Source organism: Paenibacillus sp. 32352 (assembly GCF_002042965.1).
GTDB classification, from domain to species: domain Bacteria; phylum Bacillota; class Bacilli; order Paenibacillales; family NBRC-103111; genus Paenibacillus_S; species Paenibacillus_S vulneris.
The window spans coordinates 124,371-149,050 of record NZ_MZNT01000017.1 but is presented as its reverse complement, the minus strand read 5'-3'; the positions used below and the strand labels follow the sequence as shown (position 1 = coordinate 149,050).

Annotated in this window: 17 protein-coding genes; 8 read left to right on the top strand and 9 right to left on the bottom strand. The window is 49.7% G+C overall.

Annotated elements, in window-relative coordinates; translation table 11 throughout:
- Positions 1–23: 23 nt before the first annotated feature.
- The 4 genes from B1728_RS31040 to B1728_RS31025 form a co-directional block, all read right to left on the bottom strand.
- A complete protein-coding gene (locus B1728_RS31040; RefSeq protein WP_079914297.1) occupies positions 24–3,230 on the bottom strand; it encodes an S-layer homology domain-containing protein in 3,207 nt (1,068 codons plus the stop codon).
- Positions 3,231–3,483: 253 nt separating this feature from the next.
- Complete coding sequence (locus B1728_RS31035; protein ID WP_179136272.1) at positions 3,484–4,797, bottom strand: FtsW/RodA/SpoVE family cell cycle protein; 1,314 nt, start codon at positions 4,795–4,797, stop codon at positions 3,484–3,486.
- Positions 4,794–5,126 (bottom strand): PadR family transcriptional regulator, encoded by a 333-nt coding sequence (locus B1728_RS31030; protein ID WP_079914295.1) that lies wholly within the window; start codon positions 5,124–5,126, stop codon positions 4,794–4,796. The genes B1728_RS31035 and B1728_RS31030 overlap by 4 nt, the downstream gene beginning before the upstream one ends.
- 170 nt (positions 5,127–5,296) lie before the next feature.
- Positions 5,297–7,792: a U32 family peptidase gene (locus B1728_RS31025; protein ID WP_079914294.1), complete on the bottom strand. Its 2,496-nt coding sequence runs from the start codon at positions 7,790–7,792 to the stop codon at positions 5,297–5,299.
- Positions 7,793–7,980: 188 nt separating this feature from the next.
- Here B1728_RS31025 and B1728_RS31020 point away from each other — a divergent pair, with 188 nt between their 5' ends.
- The 6 genes from B1728_RS31020 (at position 7,981) to B1728_RS30995 (ending at position 15,328) form a co-directional block, all read left to right on the top strand.
- Positions 7,981–8,193: a hypothetical protein gene (locus B1728_RS31020; protein WP_079914293.1), complete on the top strand. Its 213-nt coding sequence runs from the start codon at positions 7,981–7,983 to the stop codon at positions 8,191–8,193.
- Between the two features lie 12 nt (positions 8,194–8,205).
- Complete coding sequence (locus tag B1728_RS31015; RefSeq protein WP_079914292.1) at positions 8,206–11,457, top strand: FG-GAP repeat domain-containing protein; 3,252 nt, start codon at positions 8,206–8,208, stop codon at positions 11,455–11,457.
- A gap of 142 nt (positions 11,458–11,599) precedes the next feature.
- Positions 11,600–11,851 carry an acyl carrier protein gene (locus B1728_RS31010; RefSeq protein ID WP_079914291.1) on the top strand — a complete coding sequence of 84 codons (252 nt, stop codon included), beginning with the start codon at positions 11,600–11,602 and terminating at the stop codon, positions 11,849–11,851.
- Positions 11,852–11,857: 6 nt separating this feature from the next.
- Positions 11,858–13,054 (top strand): class-II aminoacyl-tRNA synthetase family protein, encoded by a 1,197-nt coding sequence (locus tag B1728_RS31005; protein ID WP_079914290.1) that lies wholly within the window; start codon positions 11,858–11,860, stop codon positions 13,052–13,054.
- 21 nt (positions 13,055–13,075) lie between these two features.
- A complete protein-coding gene (locus tag B1728_RS31000; RefSeq protein ID WP_079914331.1) occupies positions 13,076–14,044 on the top strand; it encodes an SGNH/GDSL hydrolase family protein in 969 nt (322 codons plus the stop codon).
- 132 nt (positions 14,045–14,176) lie between these two features.
- The gene (locus B1728_RS30995) at positions 14,177–15,328 is read left to right on the top strand and encodes an MBOAT family O-acyltransferase (RefSeq protein ID WP_079914289.1); all 1,152 of its coding nucleotides are present in this window, start codon (positions 14,177–14,179) and stop codon (positions 15,326–15,328) included.
- A gap of 71 nt (positions 15,329–15,399) precedes the next feature.
- Here the strand turns inward: B1728_RS30995 and B1728_RS30990 are convergent, their stop codons facing one another.
- Together B1728_RS30990 and B1728_RS30985 are read right to left on the bottom strand one after the other, a co-directional pair.
- Positions 15,400–15,618 (bottom strand): hypothetical protein, encoded by a 219-nt coding sequence (locus tag B1728_RS30990; RefSeq protein WP_079914288.1) that lies wholly within the window; start codon positions 15,616–15,618, stop codon positions 15,400–15,402.
- The gene (locus B1728_RS30985) at positions 15,615–15,953 is read right to left on the bottom strand and encodes a hypothetical protein (protein WP_079914287.1); all 339 of its coding nucleotides are present in this window, start codon (positions 15,951–15,953) and stop codon (positions 15,615–15,617) included. The genes B1728_RS30990 and B1728_RS30985 overlap by 4 nt, the downstream gene beginning before the upstream one ends.
- 299 nt (positions 15,954–16,252) lie before the next feature.
- On the opposite strand from B1728_RS30985, the gene B1728_RS30980 reads away from it, so the two are divergent.
- A complete protein-coding gene (locus tag B1728_RS30980; RefSeq protein ID WP_079914286.1) occupies positions 16,253–17,221 on the top strand; it encodes a sugar phosphate isomerase/epimerase family protein in 969 nt (322 codons plus the stop codon).
- A 163-nt stretch (positions 17,222–17,384) separates the two neighbouring features.
- Here the strand turns inward: B1728_RS30980 and B1728_RS30975 are convergent, their stop codons facing one another.
- Positions 17,385–17,600 carry a hypothetical protein gene (locus B1728_RS30975; RefSeq protein ID WP_079914285.1) on the bottom strand — a complete coding sequence of 72 codons (216 nt, stop codon included), beginning with the start codon at positions 17,598–17,600 and terminating at the stop codon, positions 17,385–17,387.
- Positions 17,601–17,909: 309 nt separating this feature from the next.
- On the opposite strand from B1728_RS30975, the gene B1728_RS30970 reads away from it, so the two are divergent.
- Positions 17,910–19,520 (top strand): nitrite/sulfite reductase, encoded by a 1,611-nt coding sequence (locus B1728_RS30970; protein ID WP_079914284.1) that lies wholly within the window; start codon positions 17,910–17,912, stop codon positions 19,518–19,520.
- Between the two features lie 112 nt (positions 19,521–19,632).
- On the opposite strand, the gene uvrA is transcribed toward B1728_RS30970, so the two are convergent.
- Positions 19,633–22,515 (bottom strand): excinuclease ABC subunit UvrA, encoded by a 2,883-nt coding sequence (uvrA, locus tag B1728_RS30965; protein ID WP_079914330.1) that lies wholly within the window; start codon positions 22,513–22,515, stop codon positions 19,633–19,635.
- 146 nt (positions 22,516–22,661) lie between these two features.
- Positions 22,662–24,659, bottom strand: a complete 1,998-nt coding sequence (uvrB, locus tag B1728_RS30960) for an excinuclease ABC subunit UvrB (RefSeq protein WP_079914283.1) — start codon at positions 24,657–24,659, stop codon at positions 22,662–22,664.
- Between the last annotated feature and the right edge of the window lie 21 nt (positions 24,660–24,680).

The following is a 24,680-nucleotide window of genomic DNA, read 5'->3' as shown; positions in this document are numbered from 1 at the left end:
TGACCCGAATGAAATCACACTCTTTATTGAGTTAGTTTAAGATCAATTGGATCGATAGGATGAATCTCGTTGCTAGTATCGATCTTCTCTAAGCTGGTAATTCTGTATACGTTGTTCGTTACGGTTAAGTTTTCAGTCGGGAATACCAGGTATACGCTCTCGTATACGGAGGCCTCAACGCTTTGTCCATTAACTTTCACATTGGTAACTTGAAGCCTACCATTAAAAGAGTCTGATTCGATAGAATCGCTAAATTTGACGATGAAATAGTCTGTTTTTGCATCAGTTGGGATCTTAAATTCATTTGCTCCAGCTTTTTCATACGGGCCGTATACAGATCCTGTAACAGAACCATTGGCGAATAAGTCAGTAGAATAAACTGCATAAACTACAGAGCTTACGGAATTAGAAGGAGCAACTGTGTAACGGAAAGAGGAAACACTGCTGTACTTGCCGTCTTTATAAGCAACCGCATTAATGTTGAGATCCGCATTAATAGCAATTGGAGCTGCATACAAGCTGCTTGCAGTCGTAGGCACAGTTCCATTCAAGGTGTAGTATACAGAAGCGCCCACTGTTGCTGTAGCTAGTTTAACTTGTGTACCAGCATCAACCTGTCCGGAAGGGATACTTGCTGTAGGAGCTGCTACTTGCTCTTCAACAGGTCCAGATCCTACCGTTACTGTACCCGTTACTGCAGCAGATACCGCAGATCCGGAAATTGCCGTTACTTTGTACGTCCATTCGCCATTAGCCAGATTGCCGCTATGTACGAATCTAAAATAATTGCCTGTCAATTCAACGCCTGTACCCACACGGAAATCGGATCCCACGCCATCCGGGGATACTAGAGTGATCTTAACGTCCGTAGCATTTTCAATGATACCTTTGATATAAATTCCTTCGTTTGCAAAGTATGCCGCGGAAACATCAAGAACTTCAGGCAAGTTGGTTTGAGCTTTGATGGTAAGCGTAAATTCTCTCGTTACAGTCAAACCATTTTTGGTAATGGTTGCAGTCAAAGTTACAACCGCATCAGGTTGTCCCGCTTCTGGACGAACAACACGACCCAGGACGAATTGAGTTGTTCCTTCCATCGCTTCTATAGAAAGGACATGAGAATCGGAAGATGACCAAGCGATTACAGAATCGTAAATTCCCAATACTGGCAGCTCAAGGCTTGTACGAATATCCTGTTGCAACCAATCAAGATTTGCTTTCTCAGCATCCAATTGATTCAAAATCTCAGCTTTCAGCGTTTGAATCAGCTTGTTCGCTGCAACGTATTTGTCATAACCAGTAATATCTGCCTCTGCAACGCCTGCTGTCAAAGCATTGTTAACAGCGATACCAACTGCATGGATCAGCTGTTCTTGCTCCAAGCTATATTCTTGGAAATCTTTGATAGTCGCAATAGCATCGATAGCAGCTTTCTTCAATCCGTCTTTAATCGCATCGGAGAAGCTTACTGTTACGCCTTCGGCCACTTTGATTTCGATTCCGCTAATTGCAGCAGCGTCACCTGTCAAAGTTACGTTTGCATTAACTTCAATGCTTTGAATGTTGGATGAAGCTCCTACCGTTAAGATAGCACCTTCAGCAGCTTGGGAGACAGTCACGGATTGAACCGCACCCGCACCGTTCAACTCTACGGATGCTTTTGGAGCAGTGATTGTGATGGACTTCAATGTCGCTTTCGCATCAGTAGTTACTTTTGCATTAGCTGCAATTTCCAAGCCATTTACAGTTGTAGCTCCACCTGCCGCAGTAGGAAGAAGCTGAATATCCGCATTAGCTGCTGTAACCTTCACATTGCCGATTGTACCTTTCAATGCTACGGTTTTACCTGTGGCTTCAGGACCTACTGTGATATTGCCAAAAGTACCAGCTGTACCTTCCAAAATAGCTTGAGAATATACGCTGGTCGTTACAACGCTAGTACCTTCCAAGGTTTCAAGTCTTACTTTTTTGCCTTGGTTTGGTGCATTGACTTTCAAGGAAGTAATTTTGGATTTAGAGAACTTCACCGACTGATCGCTGCCGGAAAGAACTTCGATATTCGCAGCCGAAATGTTTTTCAGCTTCACTTCGCCGTTCTCGCCAGGGTTGATAGTCAACGTACCGGTAATCGTTGTAGTGAAACCGTCAGCCGGGCCAAATTCTCCCGATTGCGTGAGTGTCAGATTCGTATAGGTTCCGCCAAGATTCAATAATTGACCAGGCGTAGTTCCGCTATTATGTCTAGAGGAGCTGCCGCCGCCTCCACCACCGCCGCCAACAGCTGTGCTTGCACCGGTAATGGTTTTGCCTGTGTCTTTACCCTTGTAGCTCAGCTTGTACACCGTACCTGCTGTTTGAACGCCAGTGGTCAACACAACGATTTTCTTGCTGTCTTTTTTCATCTCTGCAGCGGTAACCGTCAAGCCGTTATCAAAGGTGAAGTCGGTTTTGTTCGGAGCGCTGATTTCTTCGTTGAACGTAACTTCAACCGTTACATTGTTTACAACGGAAATAGAGCTGATAGGTCCTTCTACACCCTTGGAAGCTGCAAGCTCATTCGCTTTGGCGACATACTTGTCTTTGTTCGTTTTGAACTCGTAAGCAAGACGTGCCAACGCTTGACGCTCTGCATTATCCTTTGGAGCAAATTTCAAAGAGCCGTCCTTGTCCTCCAGACCGTTAACGAAGCCTACTTTGAAAGCTAAAGAAACATGTGCCTGTGCCCAGCTGGAAACTTCCTTCAAATCAGACAGTTTCGCATCCGTTGTCAGCTTCTTAGCGGTTTCCTCCAGCTTCATAGCCCGTATGAAAAATACGACAAGCTCTTCGCGAGTCACTTTGGCATCCGGAGCAAATGTAGTGTCCGATGTGCCTTGGGTAATACCGGACTCTACCAGAGCGCCTACAAACCCTCTGTACCAGCTGTTTTTGTCCACATCCGTGAAGGCTGCGGCTTTATCTGGGTTTTCTTTAAGTCCAAGTGAAAGAACGATAATTTTCGCCAATTCTGCGCGAGTCATCGCTTTGCGAGGCTGGAACGTGCCGTCCTCGTAGCCAGAGATGATACCAGAATCGACTAACGATTGAATTTCCTTTTGGGCGTAAGAATCAGCCGTATCCTTGAGCTGCGCAGCCGTCGCACCGAAAGCCATAGCAGGCATCAGCATGCTAAACAGCATCGCAACCACAAGAAGAGCGCTCATCTTACTGCGTCCTTGTTTGTCAAACATGGTTTCTCCTCCTATAAAATTGTCAATGAACGATTGTGCCTGCCGACATCCCCCATTACAGATTCTGGCAATAGCACTTGGATCAAGTGTACTATATGATCCCTTACAAATATCTTACAAAATTCGCTATTTTAGGTCTTTTTTCTTATAGACCACAAATTTTTTTGTCAGGTTGTGACCCTAATTGAAGGAATACATAAAAAAAGAACGAAACGCAGCCCATATCCGTCTGGCCGCCGTTTCGCTCTATCTTTTATGCACGAGTTCGAATCATATCCTTACGCCGGTAAACACTAAACATAATCCCCATAGCCGTCATCTCCGCAAGCAGATGACTGCCGCCGTAGCTTAAAAAAGGAAGGGAAATCCCACCCACTATTGGAAGGACACCCGCCGCCATCCCAATATTCCAAATAAATTGGAGGACAAGTAACCCCCCAAGCCCTCCGATGAGTATTTTTCCATAGCGATCTCTAACGTTAGCAAACGCTTGAAGCATTTGGACCGCAAACAATACGGCACACACAATAACCGCCATGCCCCCCAACCAACCAAAGCTATATATCAAATAAGTGAATAGATTATCTGTATGAATTTCCGGAAGCCTTGTGTATACTGCACCCAAACCATATCCCCACCAGCCTGCGGAGCGTAAAGCCTGACTAATTTGCATGTAAATATATCCAGTACCATTGGGGTCCGAATGCGGATTCAAAAAGGCGATGAATCGATGCAGCCTATATTCAGATACCCATAGAACGACAGCCATAAAAGCTCCAAATAACAATACAGGGGTCAGAACAACACGCCAGCTTTTCGTTACAAAATATAATAAAATCAAATAGGAGCATACATACAAAATAATGGAGGACAGAGATGGGCTAAGCAAATATAGATAAGTCGGCACAACCATGAGCAGAAGATGCTGCTTCCATCCGGAACGTCGGCTCGAATCCGAGTTGCATAGTATCCCCGCAGCCGAAATGATAAATAAATAGATACTGATGGATATCCAATCTAATTGAATGAGCCCCAACGAAATGTAAGCTCTTGTCCCGTTTACCTGCGTTCCAGACAGAACGGTAATTAGCGTAATCAGTGCCGTGCCTTTGTACATGACCCAAGAATGCTTCAGCATTCGGCGATAATCGAAGAACAACAGTAAAATCATGGGAATAAGTCCGATTGCGGTGAACTCTACTTTTCTCAATAAATAGGGGAAATAAGAACGCCTTTCCATGCCGGCATAGCTTAATTCAACGGCGTACATGGCAACAAACGAAAAGATAAGCCACACTGCCACCCAGCCGATCAATCCCCAAGGAATGCGCGGTTTATGTACCTTATTGAGCTCTGACCCGACGACCGACGGCTCTCCCATCTGTCTAACCGCCCAACGGGCCGCTTCCTCCTCACTGCTGCCTTCCTCCCGCTTCAAGCAGACTAGCTCCTCCAGGTGGTCCGCTATTTCCCGCCGGATGTCCTTGTGAAGCTCTCTCGCTTTAACAAGCCGAATAACCGAGTCCAAATAATCGTCGATAATTGGATGGTTGTCCTTGTTGATCATCCTTGCCCCTCCCCTAATACACGATCGACCGCATTGCGGAACAATCGCCATTCCTGCTTCTTCTCCTTAAGCTGCTTTCTCCCGCTTTCAGTGATTTTGTAGTATTTCCGCTTACGTCCTTCCGCTTCGTGCCAATAAGCCTCTACCCACTGCTCCGCCTCCATCCCGTGAAGAATCGGATACAGGGTTCCTTCCTTCAGCGTAAACGTTCCGTCCGAGCTGCGTTCCAGCTCCTTGATCAATTCGTAGCCGTACCGGTCCTGCCTGTCCAGCAAGGTGAGGATTAAGGTTCCCGTGCTTCCCTTCAGCAATTCTTTGTTGACACTCATGGTATGAAAGGCACCTCCTGCAATAGTCTAAGCATCTTTCTTCTATACATAGCTAACCTATGCATAGTAAATCTAGGTATATAATAGCAAAAATAGACTCTTTGTTCAATCCAAGCAAAAAAAGCCGGTAACCAGGGAAACTCCCTAGTATACCGACTGTTTTGTGAATATTATTTCACCAGCTGCCCGCGGGTTACGCCGAGCTGGTTCGTCGCCTTGAGTGTCTTCCATACCTGTGTTCCGCTAATGGAGCCTTGCAGAGCACGCTGATACAAATCAATGACCTCCAATACCTTCTCCGGTGTTTCCTCCAAAAACTCTACCCGGAAGGTGGAGACGCCCATGTCAAGGAAGTTGCGAATATATTCAGCACCGGATTGCTCGATAGCGTTGTACACGGTGTTCCGGCAGCCTTCGTCTACCCTTACCGGATGGGACATTCCGACACGGTCCTGCAGAGATACACGATGCTCCTCACAAGGACGGCCGCAGTTCGTATAGTCGGTTCCTTCACTCAGGAACGTGCAGTAGACGCAGTGCTCCGTATGGAACATAGGCATATGCTGATGAATAACGACCTCCAGCTTGGAGGTATCCGCTACCTGAAGCAAGTCCACCATTTGCTGAATATTCAAGTCATACGACGGAGTCACACGGTGTAATCCCGCTTCCAGGAACAAGGCAGCTGTTTTATGGTTGGCAATGTTCAAAGAAAAGTCTCCGATCAGCTCCGGATGTTTCTCATTCGGATGCTCCATGCGCTGCTTCATATAATAGTAAACAGCACCGGTATTGCGCACCAATACGGCATCAGGCTGCAAATTGGTGATGTTCTTGAAATACCCCGTTTCACCCGGCATATGAATCCGCGGCGTGGCGAGCGCAATGCGCTTCCCGGCAGCCCGGGCCGCCTCGACTGCAGCAGGGAACTGCTTGATAAATTCAAAATCGGCATAGATCATATCGACATCGGTCCGCAGTGCGGCGCGCACCTGCTCCAGGTTGCGGCACAAGGCCGTCAAGCGAGGGGCTTGACGAATTTCCGGCTTGACCGGAGCATCGGACATCACCTCGACCGGCCGCTTCACATACCGGCGCGGCTGCTGGCGCAGTGATTCCAGCTGCTCCACGGCCCGGCGGCGCATGCTGTTAAGCTCGCGCATAGGCACGATCAGCGCACCATCCAGCTGTACGTCCAGTCGAGCGAGCTCGAAGATCGTACCGCCAAGACGGCCGAACTGCTCTTCGAATAAAGCCGCGTCCATCGGGCGTTTCTCCGCTTGTACGAGCGGCAGCTCGGACTCAATAGTTACGGTATGGCCGGTCAGCTCATCGGTCCATTGGCTCTTCAGCAACCCGCCGAGAGTGCCAGTCACTTGAACCGATACAGGGAACGTACGGTAAGGCTTGTCAGTCTCGAAGGATTGACGGAGACGTTTGTCCAAATGCGGATCATTCGTTTTCCAAATCCGATCTCCTACATGCACGCGGCCCAAATTCACGTCGTTCCGTCCCGGAATGATCTCAATCAGCCCGCCGGCGGCTTCGCCCTCCAGCTTCACGCCCTTGCGGCGAATGTCATAGACGCGCCCGCCTTCTTCTTTTTTGGTCGGATCTCCGGCATCGAAGCAGATACCGTCCCCGCGTTTTACAGGCGCCTCGAGCTCGCATACGACACCGTCACGCAAAATTTGCTTCACCCGTCCCAAGTATACGCCGCGGCTCTTCGGATAAGTTCCTTCTACCAGCTGCTTGTTGTTCGTTCCCTTCAGGAAGCCGTAGGTGAAGCCGCGCGAGAAGCTTTGCTCCAGCTCCCGCAGCTCCTCCTTGGTCGGCTTGGCATTTCCGTTCTCGAAGTAACGGTCGATCGCCTTACGGTATTTGCTTACTACGTTCGCTACATATTCGGGGCTTTTTAGCCGCCCTTCAATCTTGAAGGAGGTTACTCCCGCTTCAATCAATTCCGGTACAAGCTCGAGCGCCGCCAGGTCCTTGGGAGATAGAAGATAAGCAATATCGCCCATCGGCTTCTGTTCCCCATCAACCATCAGATCGTACGGCAAACGACAGGCTTGCGCGCATTCCCCGCGGTTCGCCGAGCGTCCGCCCCACATCTCCGAGGTCAGGCACTGGCCCGAATAAGAAACGCACAAGGCCCCGTGGACGAAAACCTCCATCGGCAGCTTCGCTTGATCCCCGATCTGTTTGATTTGCTTCAGATTGTTTTCCCGCCCCAATACGACCCGTTCAATATCGAACGGCTTAGTGAACTCGACCGCCTCCGGCGAGGTTATCGTCATTTGAGTAGAGCCATGAATCGGGAAATCCGGGGAAATATCGCGGATCATCTTGACCAAGCCCAAGTCCTGAACGATGACGGCATCGACACCCGCGTCGACACAGGCTTCGATCAGCTTTTTGGCATCCTCCAGCTCGTCCTCAAATACAAGAATATTAAACGTCAAAAAGCCTTTGACCCCGTACAAATGCAAAAAGGACATAATGTCCGGCAGCTCATCCGTAACAAAATTGTTAGCTCTTGCTCGGGCATTAAATTTCTCCACACCGAAAAATACCGCGTCCGCCCCATTAGCGACAGCCGCACGCAAACAATCCCAATCTCCGGCAGGCGCCAACAGCTCAATATCTGATTTTTTTACCGTCATATAATGTTCATTCCTCCGAATGCTGATTCCGCGTCTGATTTTATCACTTCAACTATATAGTGTACCAGAAAAGGAGGCCCGAAAGCTAATGAAACCAGCAAATGGCAGAGGAAACGGCCTGGCCGCCGCACGAGTGACAGATTGAGCAAGCAGCGAGCCGGAATCTGCCCAATGACCGGGAGAGGCTGATGAAAAAGCAAGCAGCGCAGGCTGACAAGCAGCTGTTCGTCGCCTCCCCTATCGGATGGACCATTCCCAGTTTTTCAGCAGGCAACGCCAATCCAAAAGCACGCCGCACCCCAACTCTCCCCCTTTGTGACACCATGCTGGAACTGCCGACAAAAGTTAACAAAGCCCGCCATCCATGCTATAATTGCAAGGTAGTCCAACCAGAGATATAATTGAGGGATTTCATGAAGTTAACAAAAGCCCGGATCGCAGGCACCGTTATCGGCATCCTGCTTATCCTCGCAGCGTGGTTGGCCGTCTCCGACAAGGAGCTGTCCGTTCACATGCTCTATGTATCGAATGGGGACAGCTATGACTCGGCTGCCTATGGCCAATTGAAGCAGTCGTTAATCGCCAATTTGCAATTGGAACGGCGCAGTCTGGAGCAGCTTTCGCTCAACCAGCTGAAAAGCTATGAAGCCGTATATTTGGATCCTTCCCTTCATGAAGCGATAACAGACAAGCAGCGCGAGCTGCTTCAAAGCTATGTATCGCAGGGAGGGCATCTGTTCCTTGAAAATGGATTGGCCGCGGATTTTCCGTTGGCCTTTATAGGCGCGAAGGAGCTCGTTGAGCTGACACCGCCCAAAGCTCTTGCCGCAAGCACGGCAAAAACAGCCCCGGCCGGAGCGGAGACGTTCTCCTATCCGAATGTCGAGCTGAATTTGCAGGCAATGCAGCAGCTGTTCCGGCAGTTCATGGACAATTACATCAATCATGATGGAGTGTCGGACCTGCAGAGGTTTTCGTGGGGCAAAGGCTTGATCCCTTCGACGGCAGAGCCCGTCGTATCCTTGCATGATACGGCGCTGTACGCCTTGAACCGGTACGGAAAAGGGACTGTCTTTTTCAGCAGCGCTCTCCTGCCGAACCGATTCTATATTACCGGCTATGATATGAGCAGCGGTATGGACCCCAGCCTGGGCTTCGCTAAGCTGGCGGAACAAACGAATCAAGCCAAGAAGCCGACCGCAGGCGCGTTATATTATGACCGCGGGCAGCTGCCGCTCGAGCCCTATTTTCACTTTACCTTCAGTGCGGGAAGCGCGCTGTTCCGGAGCGAATATGTGGCTTTCGTATCCAAGGAAACGCTCGGCTACAGCATCAAAAAAGTGCTCGGACCTTATGGCCGGCCCGCCATGTCGCATCAAAATCACTTTGAAGCTATCGAGGCGATTCGCGACGGCGAAGGCATTCAATGGGCCGAGCTCCTGAAGAAGTACAATCAGGTGCCGTCCTTCACACTCGTCCGCTCCTCATTTCATTGGGGGCGGTGGCAGGAATCGCTGGCCGTACACTTGAATACGGGGACGAACGAGAAGCCCGCCTTCGTCGGGGAGACGCCGAACTCGTTCTATTCGAGCGGAACCCGCATCATGGGCGACGGCAAGCCGATTCAGCTCGCGCTGTATCCGGACTACCGCTCGCTCGGCGATCCGATCGACAAGCCCTTCCGCGCTTATCCTGCTCTCGCCGATTGGAACGGCGACGGCAAGCCGGACCTGATTGTCGGCTCGGCTGACGGCACCGTCTCCGCTTACCGCAACACCGGGACGCAGCCGGATGCCTATGCCGGGCAGCTCCTGCCCGGCGGCACGACCGCGCCCGATGCCTTCGGCAAGCGCGAGCCGCTGCGGCTGAAGAACGGTCAGCCGCTCAAGACCGATGCGTACGCGAGCGTTGCGGCGTACGATCTCAACGGCGACGGACAGCCCGACCTCGTACTCGGGCTGTCCGACGGCACGCTCGCCGTCGCCTATGGCGAAGCCGGCGGCGCCTTTGCGGAGCCCGCCCCGCTATTGGCGGGCGGCAAGCCCATCCGAGCCGCGGCGCCTGTGGCTCCGGCTCTGGGTGACGTCACCGCCGACGGCGTTCCCGACCTCGTGGTCGGGGATGCGGACGGCGGTGTGACGCTCTATCGCGGCCACCGCACCGCGGGCCGCGGCGGCTCGGGCTCCGGCACAGCCGGGGAGCCCGTCGCCTTCGACGAAGGCAGCCTGCTGTTCAAGCTGCCTGCCCGATTCGCCGCGCCGTCGATCCGTGACATGAACGGCGACGGTCGGCCCGACCTCGTGGTCGGCAACGTCGAAGGCGACCTGCGCATTTATTTGCAGCAGGCTGACGGTACTTGGAAGCCTTCCGGCGTAGTCGAGGGCGCTACCGTGAACCAGCTCGGCAATCATGCTCTCGTAGGCGGTCACAATTCGGTGCCGCTGTGGTATGACTTGAATCATGACGGTAAAGACGATCTTATCGTAGGCCAGCTGGAATTCGGCATGCCGATTACCGTCGATGATCCCAAGTTCCCTTATGCGGAGCAGCTGAAAGCCTTTATTCAATATAACAAGGATCATTACCTGGACCTGTACCCGCACATCTTTGTCCATAACTTTACGAGCGACGAGCAGGAGAAGGAGGAAATTGCCCTCCAGCAAAAATCGTTCAAAACCTTGGACATTCCGTGGAACATGCCAGGCACGAACCAGCATACCTGGCGCATCAACAATCCAGATCGTACGCAGACTTTGAACAACGAGCGCGGCGCGGGGATTTGGTACAACTTCGGTTTCCGTCCGTCCAATATTCCGAATGAACCCCGTTTGGGTGTTCAATACAATTGGGGGATGCCATTCCTAATGACGGACCAGGGCTCATCCGAGCCTTCGAATCCGCCGATGCTGCTCGGCACACCGGCGCCAGTGCTTCGACTTGGGCAGTATTCCACCGAGGATCTGTTCCAGTCCTATATTCAGCTTGATCTGCCGATCGATTATTTCGAGCACATTGAATACAAATTCCCGAATGGCGTAGCCGGACCGGGAGGCTTGCTCGAATTCGTCAAATATTTGGACCAGATCCGCAATCAGTACGGCTATAACTTTATGAAAGAGCCGCAATTGGCCCGCTCGGTCCTTAATACCTTAACGACTCAAACGACGGTATACCGGCCGTGGATCGAGGTCATCGCGGATCATTTGAAACGGATGATCGGCATCCATACGGAGCCGTCGATACGGATCAAGCCGTCAACGGACCATGTCCCCGTCCAGGCTGCCGAATACAAAGGGACGCTTGGCGTCGTCATTGAACGCGGCTTGGCTTACGAAGACCGCCCGGTTTCTACCGATGCCGACGTGTTCACTACGCTTAACCAGAAGCTGTATTTAGGCGTTCCGCAGGCTACCAAGGTCTGGTTCGGTTCGAGCGACGACGGCCGGCTGCATTTGCTCCGTTCCAATGTGCCCTATAAGCTGGACAAGCAGCAAGGCCAGTGGAAGCTGGAATGGCAGTCGGACGGCATGCAGCAGATTCAGCTGCAAAGCTCGAAGCCGCTTACGATCGAAGGAGATCAGCTCCAGATCGACCATAAAGCGGAGGACGGGACGTATACCGTGACTCACTTCGGAGCGCCGGCAACAATAACGATCCGTTATTAAGAAGGCTTGGCCCGTTGAAACGGAAGCCTCGTGACCGAAAGATTCCCGCAAGCACAAGCTCTAGCGGGAATTTCTCGCGTTACCCGCCAAATTTTCGTCATACCGAATTTAACCATAGATGACTTCCAAAGGAGGACTTTTCATGCAAGACTTGCTTCAGCAGCTCGAAGAGCACATCCGCAACCGCTATGAAATTGAAGAGGACGATGACGATTTTACCGTAGATGTCCACTTGTTCGACTACGGCTATATTGATTCTATCGGAGCTACCGCGTTGATTGCTCATATCGAGAAAACCTATGGGATCCAAGTGACGAATCAGGACCTGATGCTTTATTCTATGAATACAGTGCGAGAAATCGCCGATTTCATTCAGACCAAGACTGCGAGGTAATTGATTATGGAATGCGTCGTATCCCTAGAGGGATTGGCTTCTAGCCAGCACGGACAATTGAAATATGCCGCCGCCTTCATCGACGAGCAAATCCGCGATATACGGATTGATGATAACAAGATCTATATCACTCATGAATCGGCCAAGGGCAACGAGGCGATTGAAGCGCACGTACGCCGTTTAATTACCCGTTTCTCGCAGGGTGATTTTGGCTTTAAAGAAAATATTTTATTCGAGCATAAAGTCAATACCCCTTATGAAGGCGACATTATTTCCGAGCTCGTAGACCGTAAAATCATTAAAGTGCTTGAGCCGGGCTTATTTATTTTCCGTGAGCCGTTCTCAAGTCTGATGCGTTTCTTCGACTATTCCTTCGTAACCAAGGTCGCCAATCGATTCGAGGGAGTCAAGGAGGAATCGTATCCGGCCGTCATTCATGCCGATACTTTGAACAAAACAAATCACTTCACCTCCTTCCCGGAGCATATCCACTTTCTTACGCATCTGCGCGAGGATCTCGAGATTATTGAATCCTTCTCCCAATCTATTCGCGATGCCGGAGGCTGGAAGCAGGATGCTCCGTTGGATCTTAACCAGACCATGCCGAAGCCGAAGTTTACGATGAACCCATCGACGTGCTACCACTGCTACGAAGGCCTTCAGAACGAAACGCTTGAGGGCGACGGGCTTATCGTCTCGGCTATCTCCAAATGCCACCGTTTTGAATCGCGCAATCATAGCGATTTCGGCCGCTTGCTCGATTTCAGCATGCGCGAGATTATTTTCGTAGGGAAACCGGAGTTCGTCAAAGAAAACCGGCTTCGTTCAATCGAATATATCAAAGAGCTGGCCGTTGAATGGAATGTAGACAGCATGCTGGAAATCGCTAACGACCCGTTCTTCACGAATGATTTCCAAACCAAGGCATCCTTCCAGCGGAATCAGGAAATGAAATATGAGCTTCGGTTGACGGTTCCTTATGTTAACAAATCGATCGCCTGCAGCTCCATCAATTTCCACAGCAATACGTTCGGTACGGCATTTAACATCAAGATGGGCAAACGCAATGCAGTCACCGGCTGCGTCGGCTTCGGCATCGAGCGTTGGGCATTTGCGTTCTTGGCTCAATACGGATTGGAAGAATCGAATTGGCCTGCCGCTTTCCGTGAGCAGTACCATGCTTGGCAGCAAAAATCGTTGTAAAGATGTAGGTTCCTTATGAAACTGAGCGCTTTTTTTCGCAAAAACAGCTTTGTGCTGCTGCTGATCGTCGTCTTCGTCCTGTCGGATCTTCTCATCAGCCTGTGGGATCCGATGGTGACGTCGCGCCGATTTTATAAAAACGACTTTACCAAGACGTTATACCACCATCAATGGCAGGATCACGGTCCTGCATTCTTCGGCAATTCGGCTGTAACCGGTGCGTATATAGAGGAAAAGTCGAACGCCAAATTAATAGAGATGGGACTCTCCTACGGCAAGCTGACCGATCTGAAAGCAATTTTGGAACGGCAGCTTTTCCATGTTGAAGACGAGCTGGTCATCGGTATAGACGTCCATACCATGATCGACAGCCTGGAAACCGACCCCACTTATCCATGGTTTAAGCTTTGGTACCAGCCTTATGTGTACGCTTACCGCGATTATTTCCGGGATACGGGTACCGAGGTCTCCTGCGGGTTATATCAGGGGCTTCTCAAGCAGGATGCTTCTGCTATAAAGAGCTGCGCCGCTTTTCCGGAGACGCTTAAGCTGAGTAAGGAGCATCCTTTGGCTTATCAGCCGCGTTGGATTGATAAAGAGCTTTACTTCGGGCACAAAACCGACGAAGAGCTGAAGAAAAAATGGGGCGAATACGACCAACGCTTCGGCTGGATGTCCCGCAATGATTATAAGGAGAATCTTGCGGCGCTGGATTGGATACTCGCCTACGCCCAAGAGCATCATCTGAAGCTTCGTGTGGTCTGGATGCCGTGGAATAAAGCTTACGAGCTGCCGCGTTATATGCCAGGATTGCAGGCGGATGTGAATCAGCGGCTAGCCTCCTATAACGTCCCTGTATTGGATTTGCTGCAAAAGTACGACAAGTCGCTCTTTCACGATCTCGTTCACTTAAGCCGTCAGGAAGGCGCGCCGGTATTTACGAAGGAGGTTGACGCATGGCTCCTTTCGCTCGCAAAATCATCGAAGTGATTGTTTATACGGCAATGCTGATCATGGTATTGATCTATTTTACCGGCAAAGGTATTTTTATTTACGAAGGATTTTAAAACGGAGTATTTACGGAACGGGGTTCTTTACTAGAAGGACCGAAGGAGTAAACCTATGTTTTTTATGAACATGAACGCGGTCATGGCGCTCATCGGAATGATCATCGTTCTGGCCCTCACCCGTTGGTGGCCGCACAACAAGCGAATCTTGCTGCTGGCGTTCAATCTTTGTTTCTTGCTCCTGTTCAGCAAGAAGCTCTTTCTCTTTTATATCATCTATACCGCGCTGAACTATTTGGCCTTTTTATGGCTGTGCCATGTCAAAAAGTGGAGACTGTTCTGGTTCATCCTGCTCATCGTACTGAATGTAGGAGCTGTTTCCGGAATGAGGCTTCTCGGCATGGAGCCGACCGAAAGCCCGCTTTATGACGCCATCATTGCACTGACATTGATCTATAACGTGCTTAAGGTCATTGATGCTCATTATTTTGCTTACTTCTTCGGCAAAGATGCCCGGGCAGCCGTGATCGACTATGCCAACTACATCTTGTTCGTCCCTACTTTTACATCCGGGCCGATCCTGAAGTTTCGTGACTTTATGGCCGATGCCAAAAAGCCTTATCAGGTCAGCTCCAGTCAAGTGGAGGAAGGGATTAAGCGGATCATTCTCGGCTTGTTCAAAAAGCTGGTTGTCGTCACCTGGATGACGGATGTGTTCCATCATGTACAGAATCAGGAGCTGTATACGCACCAATCCGTCTTTCTGATGATTTGGTTCTATATTACGCTATTTTTCGACTTTTCAGGATATTCCGACATTGCGATCGGATTTGGCCGGCTTATGGGCTACACCATCCCGGAAAACTTCAAGAAGCCGTTTCAATCGCCTACACTCACCCAATTTTGGCGCAATTGGCACGCAACACTCGGCGACTGGTTCCGCGATCATATTTTTATGTTTTTCACGCGAAAAGCCCCTACCAAATGGACCGGAGCAGCATTGTCGATTCTCATTATGGTCCTGATCGGCCTGTGGCATGGCTTCGGCTGGATTTATTTTTTCTACGGTCTTTACCATGGTATCGTCATCGCTCTGGAAACCTTGCTGGGCAAATCGACGGTCAACAAGAAAAAGGTGTCCCGAGCCTATTTCCTATACCGTTGTGCCTTGACCCAGGCCATTGTAACGCTTTCCGTAATCGTCTATAGCGGTAACCTGGAAACCGTCTTGAAGATTTACCGGGGCTTGTTCCATTGGCCTTTCTAAGGCCGGACAAACCTAACTTTAAAAAGAGTCTTTCGTTCTCTCATTAGGAACGTCAGACTCTTTTCTTTTGCTTAATACAGGGCCAGATAGCATTTTCCCGGATTGGCTTTGGAATATAAGTACGCTTCCGTTCCAATGACTTCAATTCGTTCCAAGGATTCTACATCAATGGAACCGCCCTGCTTCTCATCCCCTTTTGCTTTCAATGCATAAATTAACTGCGGAATCATTTTATGATCACTTGAGACGAACGTAACCGGAATTTCTTTGTCCTGAAACCGGATTCTCAAGCTGATTCCTCCTTCTCTAGCGTTTCCTCGCTTTGCCCGTTACCCGTCTGCAGCAGACCGGAGAATACCGAATCCATCATTTCACTATTGGCCGTTTGGAAAACATGACATTGAATTTGATTATTGCTTGACGCCGAAATAAACACATCGCCGATGTGCTGGTATACTTGGTTATGGTCCTTCTTATGAATGTGTACGTTGCCCGACTTGATATCGATATTAAGGGAAATTTGATTGGATAATTCAACCAAGCATGTGGACTTTTTAAAGTGATTAGGGAAACGAAGCCATTGGCCAGAAACCGTTTCAACGATTTGGGTATCTTTGTTATACATATTTGATCCGCCCTCTCTTCAAAAAGTTTTGACATCCGCGATCGACCGACACCGCCGCTGCTCGGCTTTACTATACACCTCTTTTCCTCAGTAAATTGGCGCCTTCATTATTGTACTGGATACTTCCTGCAAAGAAATGGGAATGCTGTCGAGACAAACTGTCGAAGTTTATTTTTTTCCTATTGATTTCCACATATCTTGACTTGTCCATAAGTTGCACTAGGAGCGGAAGCCAAACAATGCTATAATCGAAATGATCGCGTACACGCGTACATTTTCTATTTTTTCGGAGGTGTCAAATGAAATTAGGCGTTTTTACAGTACTTTTTGGACAAAAACCTTTCGAAGAAGCATTGGACTTTATAGCATCTAAAGGCTTGGATGCAGTGGAATTGGGTACAGGCGGTTACCCGGGCAATGCGCATTGCGATCCGGACGTGCTTCTTGCTGACGAAAGCAAGTTGAAAGCGTTCAAACAAGCGATTGAATCCCGCGGGCTCTTTATAAGCGCTCTAAGCTGCCATGCCAATCCGCTTCACCCGCAAAAAGCCATTTCCCAAGAACATCAGGAATTGATTCTAAAAACCATTCAGCTTGCCGAGAAGCTGGAAGTGCCTGTCGTCAATACATTCTCCGGCTGCCCGGGTGATCATGAGAATGCCAAATACCCGAACTGGCCTGTAGCCCCTTGGCCTCCGGATTATCAGGAAATTTTGGATTGGCAGTGGACTAATAAAGTCATTCCTTACTGGACCGAGACAGGGAAATATGCTGCCGATCGCAATGTAAAAATCGGTCTGGAGCTTCACGGCGGATTCTCCGTTCACACTCCGGCTACTCTGCTGCGTCTTCGTGAAGCCGCTGGCGATGTCATCGGCGCCAATCTGGATCCGAGCCATATGTGGTGGCAAGGTATCGATCCGGTGCAAGCGATTCAAATTCTTGGCCGTGCAGGAGCTATCCATCATTTCCATGCCAAGGATACGACCATTGACCCGATTAATGTCAATAAACACGGTTTGACCGACATGCAGCCTTATACGGCGATGCTTGATCGCGCTTGGCAGTTCCGCAGCGTCGGCTTCGGCCATGATCTCAAAACCTGGGCAGACATCATTAGCACTTTACGTCTGGTTGGTTACGATTATGTGGTCAGCATTGAGCATGAGGATGGATTGATGTCTGTGGAAGAGGGCTTCACCAAAGCCGTGCAAAACCTGCAGCAAGTATTGATTAGAGAGCCGCTAGGCGAAATGTGGTGGGTATAACCAGCCCGTTATGGCAAGCGAAAAGCCCTGGTCTCCATGAGATCCAGGGCTTCTTTACCTGTTAGAACGTCCTACAAGCTTGAGTTATACATCTGCACATGCAGATAGCTGCCGCTTTCATAAAGCCGCAGCATTATTATTGATACTTAGGTCCCGTTCCGTATTACAATTTGTCCATCCAATTCATGACCATAACGACGTCCATGATCAGAAACACGATCAAGCTGATCAAACTGAAGCCGATGGCAAAAGGATTTTTCTTAGCAGCACCCAATAACCGCAGAACGCCGATCGCAATAACTATAGTAAACAAAATTACGAATGGGTCAAAACCGGTGAATTTACTCGCTGCTTGCGCTGCCTCTTCAGCCAAAAACATCGAGAGACCTCCTTCAATGTACAAAAATGCTTATTTTCTATCTTATCTTGAGTCGTCTTGAAGTGCAAGCCATAAATAGGAAGTGTAACAAGTTTGTCAACATTTCCTGTATTGGCAGCCTTTAGACTCCTCATATTTCCTTATACTAACCAACTGCTGTTATAACGATACCAGACATTATTTATAAGAAAACCTTATATATAGCTCCTCTATTGCGATTTACGTATCCTCTTAAAAATGTTACTATTAGGTTGATCTTTTCATACTATTTTCATCGGATTTACGCTTTAAAGGAGGAGCATAAACAACATGGCTTATGAAGCAATTTGGGCGGCTGACCCTTCCAAGCTTAACAAGGTTGAACTGCAAAAGCTGGAAAAAGACGGCCTCGATGTCATCCGTACCATTATTGAGAAATACGCTCACGAAGGCTACGACGCTATCACCGAAGACGATATGAATCGCTTCAAGTGGGCCGGTGTGTATGAGCAAAAACCGAAAGACGGTCATTTCATGATGCGTGTGCGTATCAACTCAGGGATCATGACCTCGGACCAAGCCCGGGTGTTGGCTTCTATAGCCAAAGATTACGGCCGCGGTCTTGTGGATGTTACAACCAGACAAGCTATACAGTTTCACTGGCTTCGCATCGAGAATATACCTGACATCTTCAAACGTCTGGAATCCGTAGGCTTGTACTCTTATGAAGCTTGTGGAGACTGCCCTCGTACCGTCGTAGGCAACCCTCTCGCCGGTATCGATAAAGATGAGCTTATGGATACAACGCAGCTGGTCAACGAAGTCAATGATTTCTTCTTATTGAACCGTGATTTCTCTAACTTGCCGCGTAAATATAAAATGTCCATTTCTTCTAATATTTATAACTCCGGTCATGCTGAAATCCAATGTTTGGCGTTTACGCCAGCTACCAAGGTGATCGACGGGCAAGAAGTTGTCGGCTTCCACGTATGGGTCGGCGGCGGATTGTCGGCTAAGCCTCATTTGGCTAAGAAGCTCGACCTGTTCGTGAGACCGGAAGAGGTTTTGAAGGTCGCAATCGGCGTAACTACCATTTACCGTGATCATGGCTACCGTGAAAAACGCCACCATGCCCGCCTGAAATTCCTTGTGGCAGACTGGGGTGCCGAGAAGTTCAAGGAGGAGCTTATCAAGCTGATCGGTGATATGCCAGCTCTCGGTGAAGATAAGGTTGTGGGCTGGAAGGCTGCTTATTTTGATGGCGTGCATCCGCAAAAGCAAGAAGGCTTGAACTACATCGGCCTAAGCGTACCCGTAGGACGCCTGGATGATGCGGAGCTTACTGAGCTGGCTCGCATTGCAGACGAGTATGGAGACAAAACCATCCGTACAACGGTTTCCCAGAATATTATTTTGTCCGGCATCCCTACGGAGAAGGTTGAAGCTGCTTTGGCAGAAAAAATCATGGAACGCCTGACTCCGAATCCTAAGCATTTCTTGAGCCGTACCGTATCCTGTACCGGCAACGAGTTCTGCAACCTGGCCGTTGTAGAAACAAAGAAAAGAGCAGTACTCGTCGCTGAATATTTGGATGCTAACGTAGAGCTGGATGAGGAAATCCGAATCCATTTCATCGGCTGCCCGAATGCATGCGGTCAAAAGCACATCGCCGATATCGGCCTGCAAGGCGCGCTTGTTAAGACTCCTGAAGGAATGGTCGATGCGTTCGATATCGCAGTAGGCGGTATTCTGGGCCCAGGCGCTCAATTCAACCAAGTGTTGAAAGGCCGCGTCAAAGGTGACAATGTTGGCCCTGTCCTGGAACAGCTGATTCTGTATTACAAAGAAAATCGCAGTGAAGATGAAACCTTCCATCAATTTGTTCACCGTTTAGGCATCGGTGCCTTCCAAGACAAATTGACTTCGATTCTTGCTTCTTAATGTATTGAAAAAAGCTTGTCCTCCTGTGAGGAACCAAGCTTTTTGGCATTTTATCGGCTATGTGCACAACATCGCCCCTAACTTGTCCAAGTCGGGACGATGTCGAAATTTATTATACAGCAGCGTCTTCCATCTGTTTGATACGTTGAGCGTAATCTTCGGATCTAGCTCTATCTCTCTCCAGAATTGGCTTCAAGTAACGGCCGGTATAGGAGCCTTCCACCTTCACCACTTCTTCCGGTGTTCCGGTAGCTACGATGGTACCGCCTTTGCTTCCGCCTTCCGGACCGAGATCGATCAAATAATCCGCGGTTTTGATAACATCCAGGTTATGCTCGATCACGAGGACCGTTTCGCCGCTCTCTACCAATCGATGCAGTACCTTAAGCAGTCGGTCGATATCATGGATATGGAGCCCTGTGGTAGGCTCATCCAGTATATATATCGTCTTGCCGGTACTTCTACGGTACAGCTCGGCTGCCAGCTTCACGCGCTGCGCCTCGCCGCCGGATAAGGTTGTCGCTGGTTGCCCCAGGTTCATATAGCCTAAGCCTACATCTAGAAGGGTTTGCAGCTTGCGGTGGATACGCGGAATGTTTTTAAAAAACTCACATGCATCCTCGATGGTCATATCCAGCACTTCCGAGATATTTTTCCCTTTGTAATGCACTTCGAGCGTTTCACGGTTGTATCGCTTGCCCTTGCAAACTTCGCATGGTACATACACGTCAGGCAGGAAATGCATTTCAATCTTGATAATGCCATCTCCTCGGCAAGCCTCACAGCGTCCGCCTTTGACGTTGAAGCTGAAACGGCCCTTCTTGTAGCCGCGTACCTTGGCTTCATTGGTCGCGGAGTAAACGTCGCGAATATCATCGAACACGCCGGTATACGTAGCCGGGTTGGATCGTGGAGTTCGCCCGATAGGCGACTGATCGATGTCGATGACTTTATCGACATGCTCCAGACCTACAAATTCACGGTATTCACCGGGACGTACCTTGGCTCCGTTCAGCTCCTTGGCCAATGTTTTATACAGCAGCTCATTGATCAGCGTACTTTTGCCGGATCCAGATACACCGGTGACGCAGGTGAACACGCCTAATGGAAATTTGACATTGACGTTGCGCAGATTGTTTTCCTTGGCACCTTTGATTTCGAGCCATTTGCCATTAGGCTTACGACGCTCGGCGCTGACAGGAATAAACTTCTTGCCGCTTAAATATTGGCCCGTCAATGAATGGGGATCCTCCATGATCTCCTTCGGAGTGCCTTGGGAAACTACGTTGCCTCCGTGAATCCCCGCTCCCGGTCCAATATCGATAATATAATCAGCGGCCATCATCGTATCCTCATCATGCTCTACAACGATCAAGGTGTTGCCCAAATTACGCATATGCTCCAGCGTCTTAATTAATCGATCGTTATCACGCTGGTGGAGTCCGATGCTGGGCTCATCCAGAATGTACAGAACGCCCATTAAGCTTGAGCCGATCTGGGTAGCCAAGCGTATGCGCTGCGCTTCCCCACCGGAGAGCGTACCGGCGGCGCGATGCATCGTCAAATAGTCCAGCCCTACGTTGACCAGGAATCCAAGCCGTGCCTTGATTTCCTTTAAGATCAGGTGAGCGATCTGAAACTCCCTGTCATTCAGCTGCAGGGACTCGAACCATTCTTGTGAATCTCCAATCGATAGAGAGGTCACGTGAGCGATATTTTTGCCGTTAATCGTGACAGCCAAAGTCTCCGGCTTCAGCCGCTGTCCTTTACACTTGCTGCAAGGCTTGGAGCTCATATAGGTCTCGATATGCTCACGAATCCCATCCGAGAACGTATCGCGATAACGGCGCTCCAAATTCGGAATAATCCCTTCGAAAGCGACCATAGCTTCTTTTTTATGGCCCATATCATTCTCGTACCGGAAACGAACCTTCTCTCCGCCTGTACCGTAAAGAAGCTTTTTCATTTGCTCTGCCGTAAGCTCGCTTACAGGCACGTTTCTCGGAATACCGTAATGATCGCATACCGCGGCCAGAAATTGAGGGTAATAATTCGAGGTGCTTCCCGCCCAAGCCTCAAAGGCGCCGTCCTCAATCGTCAATTTCGGGTCCGGAACCAATAAATCCGGATCTACTATCATCTTACTGCCCAGTCCGTCACAGTCAGGACAAGCACCGAATGGGCTGTTGAAGGAGAACATTCTTGGAGCGAGCTCCTCTATGCTGAACCCGCATTCAGGACAAGCCAGGTTTTGGCTGAACAACAGCTCCTCCTGCTCCAATATATCGACAATGACGCGGCCGCTTCCCAGCTTTAATGCCGTTTCAAGAGAGTCCGCCAAGCGAGCCTGCACATCCGCCTTGACGACGATACGGTCCACAACGACTTCTATGTTGGACTTTTTATTTTTATCGAGCTCAATTTTATCCGATAGATCCATGACTTCTCCGTTGACGCGCACGCGAACGAAGCCTTGCTTTTGAATGTCCGCCAGCAGCTTCGTATGCTCGCCCTTGCGCCCGGAAATAATCGGAGCCAATATTTGCAGCCGGGTACGTTCCGGGTACTCCATAATCCGGTCGACCATTTGCTCCACGGTCTGCGAAGTAATCTCAATCTTATGAATCGGACAATGCGGACGCCCGATCCGGGCGAACAGCAGCCGGAGATAATCGTAGATTTCCGTTACCGTACCTACGGTCGAACGAGGATTCCGGCTGGTTGTTTTTTGATCGATCGATATCGCAGGTGATAATCCTTCGATCGAGTCCACATCCGGCTTATCCATCTGGCCCAGAAACTGCCTTGCATAAGCAGATAGGGATTCCACATATCTGCGCTGTCCTTCCGCATAGATCGTATCGAACGCAAGAGATGATTTCCCGGAGCCGCTGAGCCCCGTTAATACTACAAATTTGTCACGGGGAATCGTTACATCGATATTTTTCAGGTTGTGCGCTCTTGCGCCCTTAATCACAATATTATCTCTGGCCACTTGCCTTCCACCATCCTTCATATTCAACGGAGCTGACAGCTGTTCTACTTTCCGTACTCGCTTTGATGGAGAATCCGCCATTTCCGAATCTCTAATCTATTCACTACAAATTCAATGCATGAATCATTATTTCATCATTATACCCATTAAAGCTCTGCCTTTAACTCCATAACGGCATCGCGAAGCTCGGCGGCGCGCTCAAACTGCAGGTTTTTGGCCGCTTCCTTCATCTCTTGCTCCAACCGTTCGATTAAAGACATGCGGTCCTTCTTCGACATCTTGGCCTGCTTCACATCGGTCAAATAATCCGCCTTGGTCTCAGCAACCTTGACCGCTTCAATAACGTCGCGGACCTTCTTCTGAATCGTCTGCGGCGTAATCCCGTGCTGCTTGTTATAGGCCATCTGGATTTCACGACGGCGATTCGTCTCGCGTATCGCTTTATCCATAGAGTCGGTTATTTTATCCCCGTACATGATAACCCGGCCGTTAGCGTTTCTCGCCGCCCGCCCGATCGTCTGGATCAACGACCGCTCTGCACGAAGGAAGCCTTCCTTGTCTGCATCCAGAATAGCGACCAGGGATACCTCCGGCAGGTCGAGCCCTTCTCTCAGCAGGTTGATGCCTACCAGCACATGAAATACACCGAGCCTCAGCTCGCGCAGAATTTGCATCCGCTCCAGCGTCTTGATGTCCGAATGCAGGTAACGTACCTTAATGCCGATTTCCTTAAAGTAATCCGTCAAATCCTCGGCCATCTTCTTCGTTAATGTGGTAACGAGCACCCGCTCATCCTTGCGAATCCGGTCCTGAATCTCCCCAAGCAGATCATCGATCTGTCCTTTGGTCGGACGAACCTCGATCTCGGGATCGATCAAGCCGGTCGGACGAATGATTTGCTCCACCATTTCCGGACAATGCTCCAGCTCGTAAGGTCCTGGAGTAGCCGATATATACAGCGCTTGGGTGATCTTCTTCTCGAACTCCTCGAAGCGCAGCGGACGGTTATCCAAAGCCGAAGGCAGACGGAAGCCGTGCTCTACCAGCACTTCCTTACGCGCCCTGTCTCCATTATACATCCCGCGAATTTGCGGAAGCGTCACGTGCGACTCGTCCACGACAATCAGCATATCGTCAGGGAAGTAATCGAACAGGGTATAAGGCGTAGCTCCGCGCTCGCGGAACGTGAGGGGGCCTGAATAGTTCTCGATGCCCGAGCAGAAGCCCATCTCCTGCATCATCTCGATGTCGTATCGCGTCCGCTGCTCGAGCCGCTGGGCCTCCAGCAGCTTGCCTTGACCGCGAAGCTCCTCCAGCCGTTCCTCCAGCTCACGCTCTATATCGACAAGCGCCCGCTTCATCGTATCCTCGTGGGTTACGAAGTGGGATGCCGGGAAAATAGCGATATGATCCCGCTCGCCCAGAATTTCGCCGGTCAGGACATCAATCTCCGTAATCCGTTCGATTTCATCGCCGAAGAGCTCCACACGAACGGCATGCTCGCTATGTGAAGCCGGGAAAATCTCTACGACATCCCCCCGAACACGGAACGTGCCGCGAACAAAATTCATATCGTTGCGCTGATATTGGATGTCTATCAGTCTATGCAAGATCTCATTGCGCGAACGCTCCATTCCGACACGCAGGGACATCACCAGGTTCCGATACTCCATTGGAGAACCCAAACCGTAAATGCAGGAGACACTCGCTACGATAATGACATCGCGGCGCTCGAACAGCGCGCTGGTAGCGGAGTGGCGAAGCTTATCAATCTCATCATTTATACTCGAGTCTTTTTCAATAAACGTATCGGATGAAGGAATGTAGGCCTCAGGCTGATAATAATCGTAGTAGCTTACAAAATATTCAACCGCATTATTCGGAAAAAACTCCTTCAGCTCACTGCACAGCTGCGCAGCCAGCGTCTTATTGTGGGCAATTAACAGTGTAGGCCTATTCAGCTGTGCAATAACCTGAGCTGCTGTAAACGTCTTCCCCGTTCCTGTCGCTCCAAGCAGCGTCTGATGCTTTTTCCCTGATCGGATACTTTCTAAAAGCTTCTCTATTGCCTTGGGCTGATCCCCTTGAGGGGAAAACTCGGATACCAGCTCAAAGCGCTTGTCACTCATCACTACATCGTTCATTTCTTCACCGCCTATTGAAAA

Excerpts from the sequence above, each read along its gene's own strand:
- B1728_RS31040 (WP_079914297.1), bottom strand. The coding sequence starts at position 3,230 with ATGTTTGACAAACAAGGACGCAGTAAGATGAGCGCTCTTCTTGTGGTT.
- B1728_RS31035 (WP_179136272.1), bottom strand. The coding sequence starts at position 4,797 with ATGATCAACAAGGACAACCATCCAATTATCGACGATTATTTGGACTCG.
- B1728_RS31030 (WP_079914295.1), bottom strand. The coding sequence starts at position 5,126 with ATGAGTGTCAACAAAGAATTGCTGAAGGGAAGCACGGGAACCTTAATC.
- B1728_RS31025 (WP_079914294.1), bottom strand. The coding sequence starts at position 7,792 with ATGACGGTAAAAAAATCAGATATTGAGCTGTTGGCGCCTGCCGGAGAT.
- B1728_RS31020 (WP_079914293.1), top strand. The coding sequence starts at position 7,981 with ATGAAAAAGCAAGCAGCGCAGGCTGACAAGCAGCTGTTCGTCGCCTCC.
- B1728_RS31015 (WP_079914292.1), top strand. The coding sequence starts at position 8,206 with ATGAAGTTAACAAAAGCCCGGATCGCAGGCACCGTTATCGGCATCCTG.
- B1728_RS31010 (WP_079914291.1), top strand. The coding sequence starts at position 11,600 with ATGCAAGACTTGCTTCAGCAGCTCGAAGAGCACATCCGCAACCGCTAT.
- B1728_RS31005 (WP_079914290.1), top strand. The coding sequence starts at position 11,858 with ATGGAATGCGTCGTATCCCTAGAGGGATTGGCTTCTAGCCAGCACGGA.
- B1728_RS30995 (WP_079914289.1), top strand. The coding sequence starts at position 14,177 with ATGTTTTTTATGAACATGAACGCGGTCATGGCGCTCATCGGAATGATC.
- B1728_RS30985 (WP_079914287.1), bottom strand. The coding sequence starts at position 15,953 with ATGTATAACAAAGATACCCAAATCGTTGAAACGGTTTCTGGCCAATGG.
- B1728_RS30980 (WP_079914286.1), top strand. The coding sequence starts at position 16,253 with ATGAAATTAGGCGTTTTTACAGTACTTTTTGGACAAAAACCTTTCGAA.
- B1728_RS30975 (WP_079914285.1), bottom strand. The coding sequence starts at position 17,600 with ATGTTTTTGGCTGAAGAGGCAGCGCAAGCAGCGAGTAAATTCACCGGT.
- B1728_RS30970 (WP_079914284.1), top strand. The coding sequence starts at position 17,910 with ATGGCTTATGAAGCAATTTGGGCGGCTGACCCTTCCAAGCTTAACAAG.
- uvrB (WP_079914283.1), bottom strand. The coding sequence starts at position 24,659 with ATGAACGATGTAGTGATGAGTGACAAGCGCTTTGAGCTGGTATCCGAG.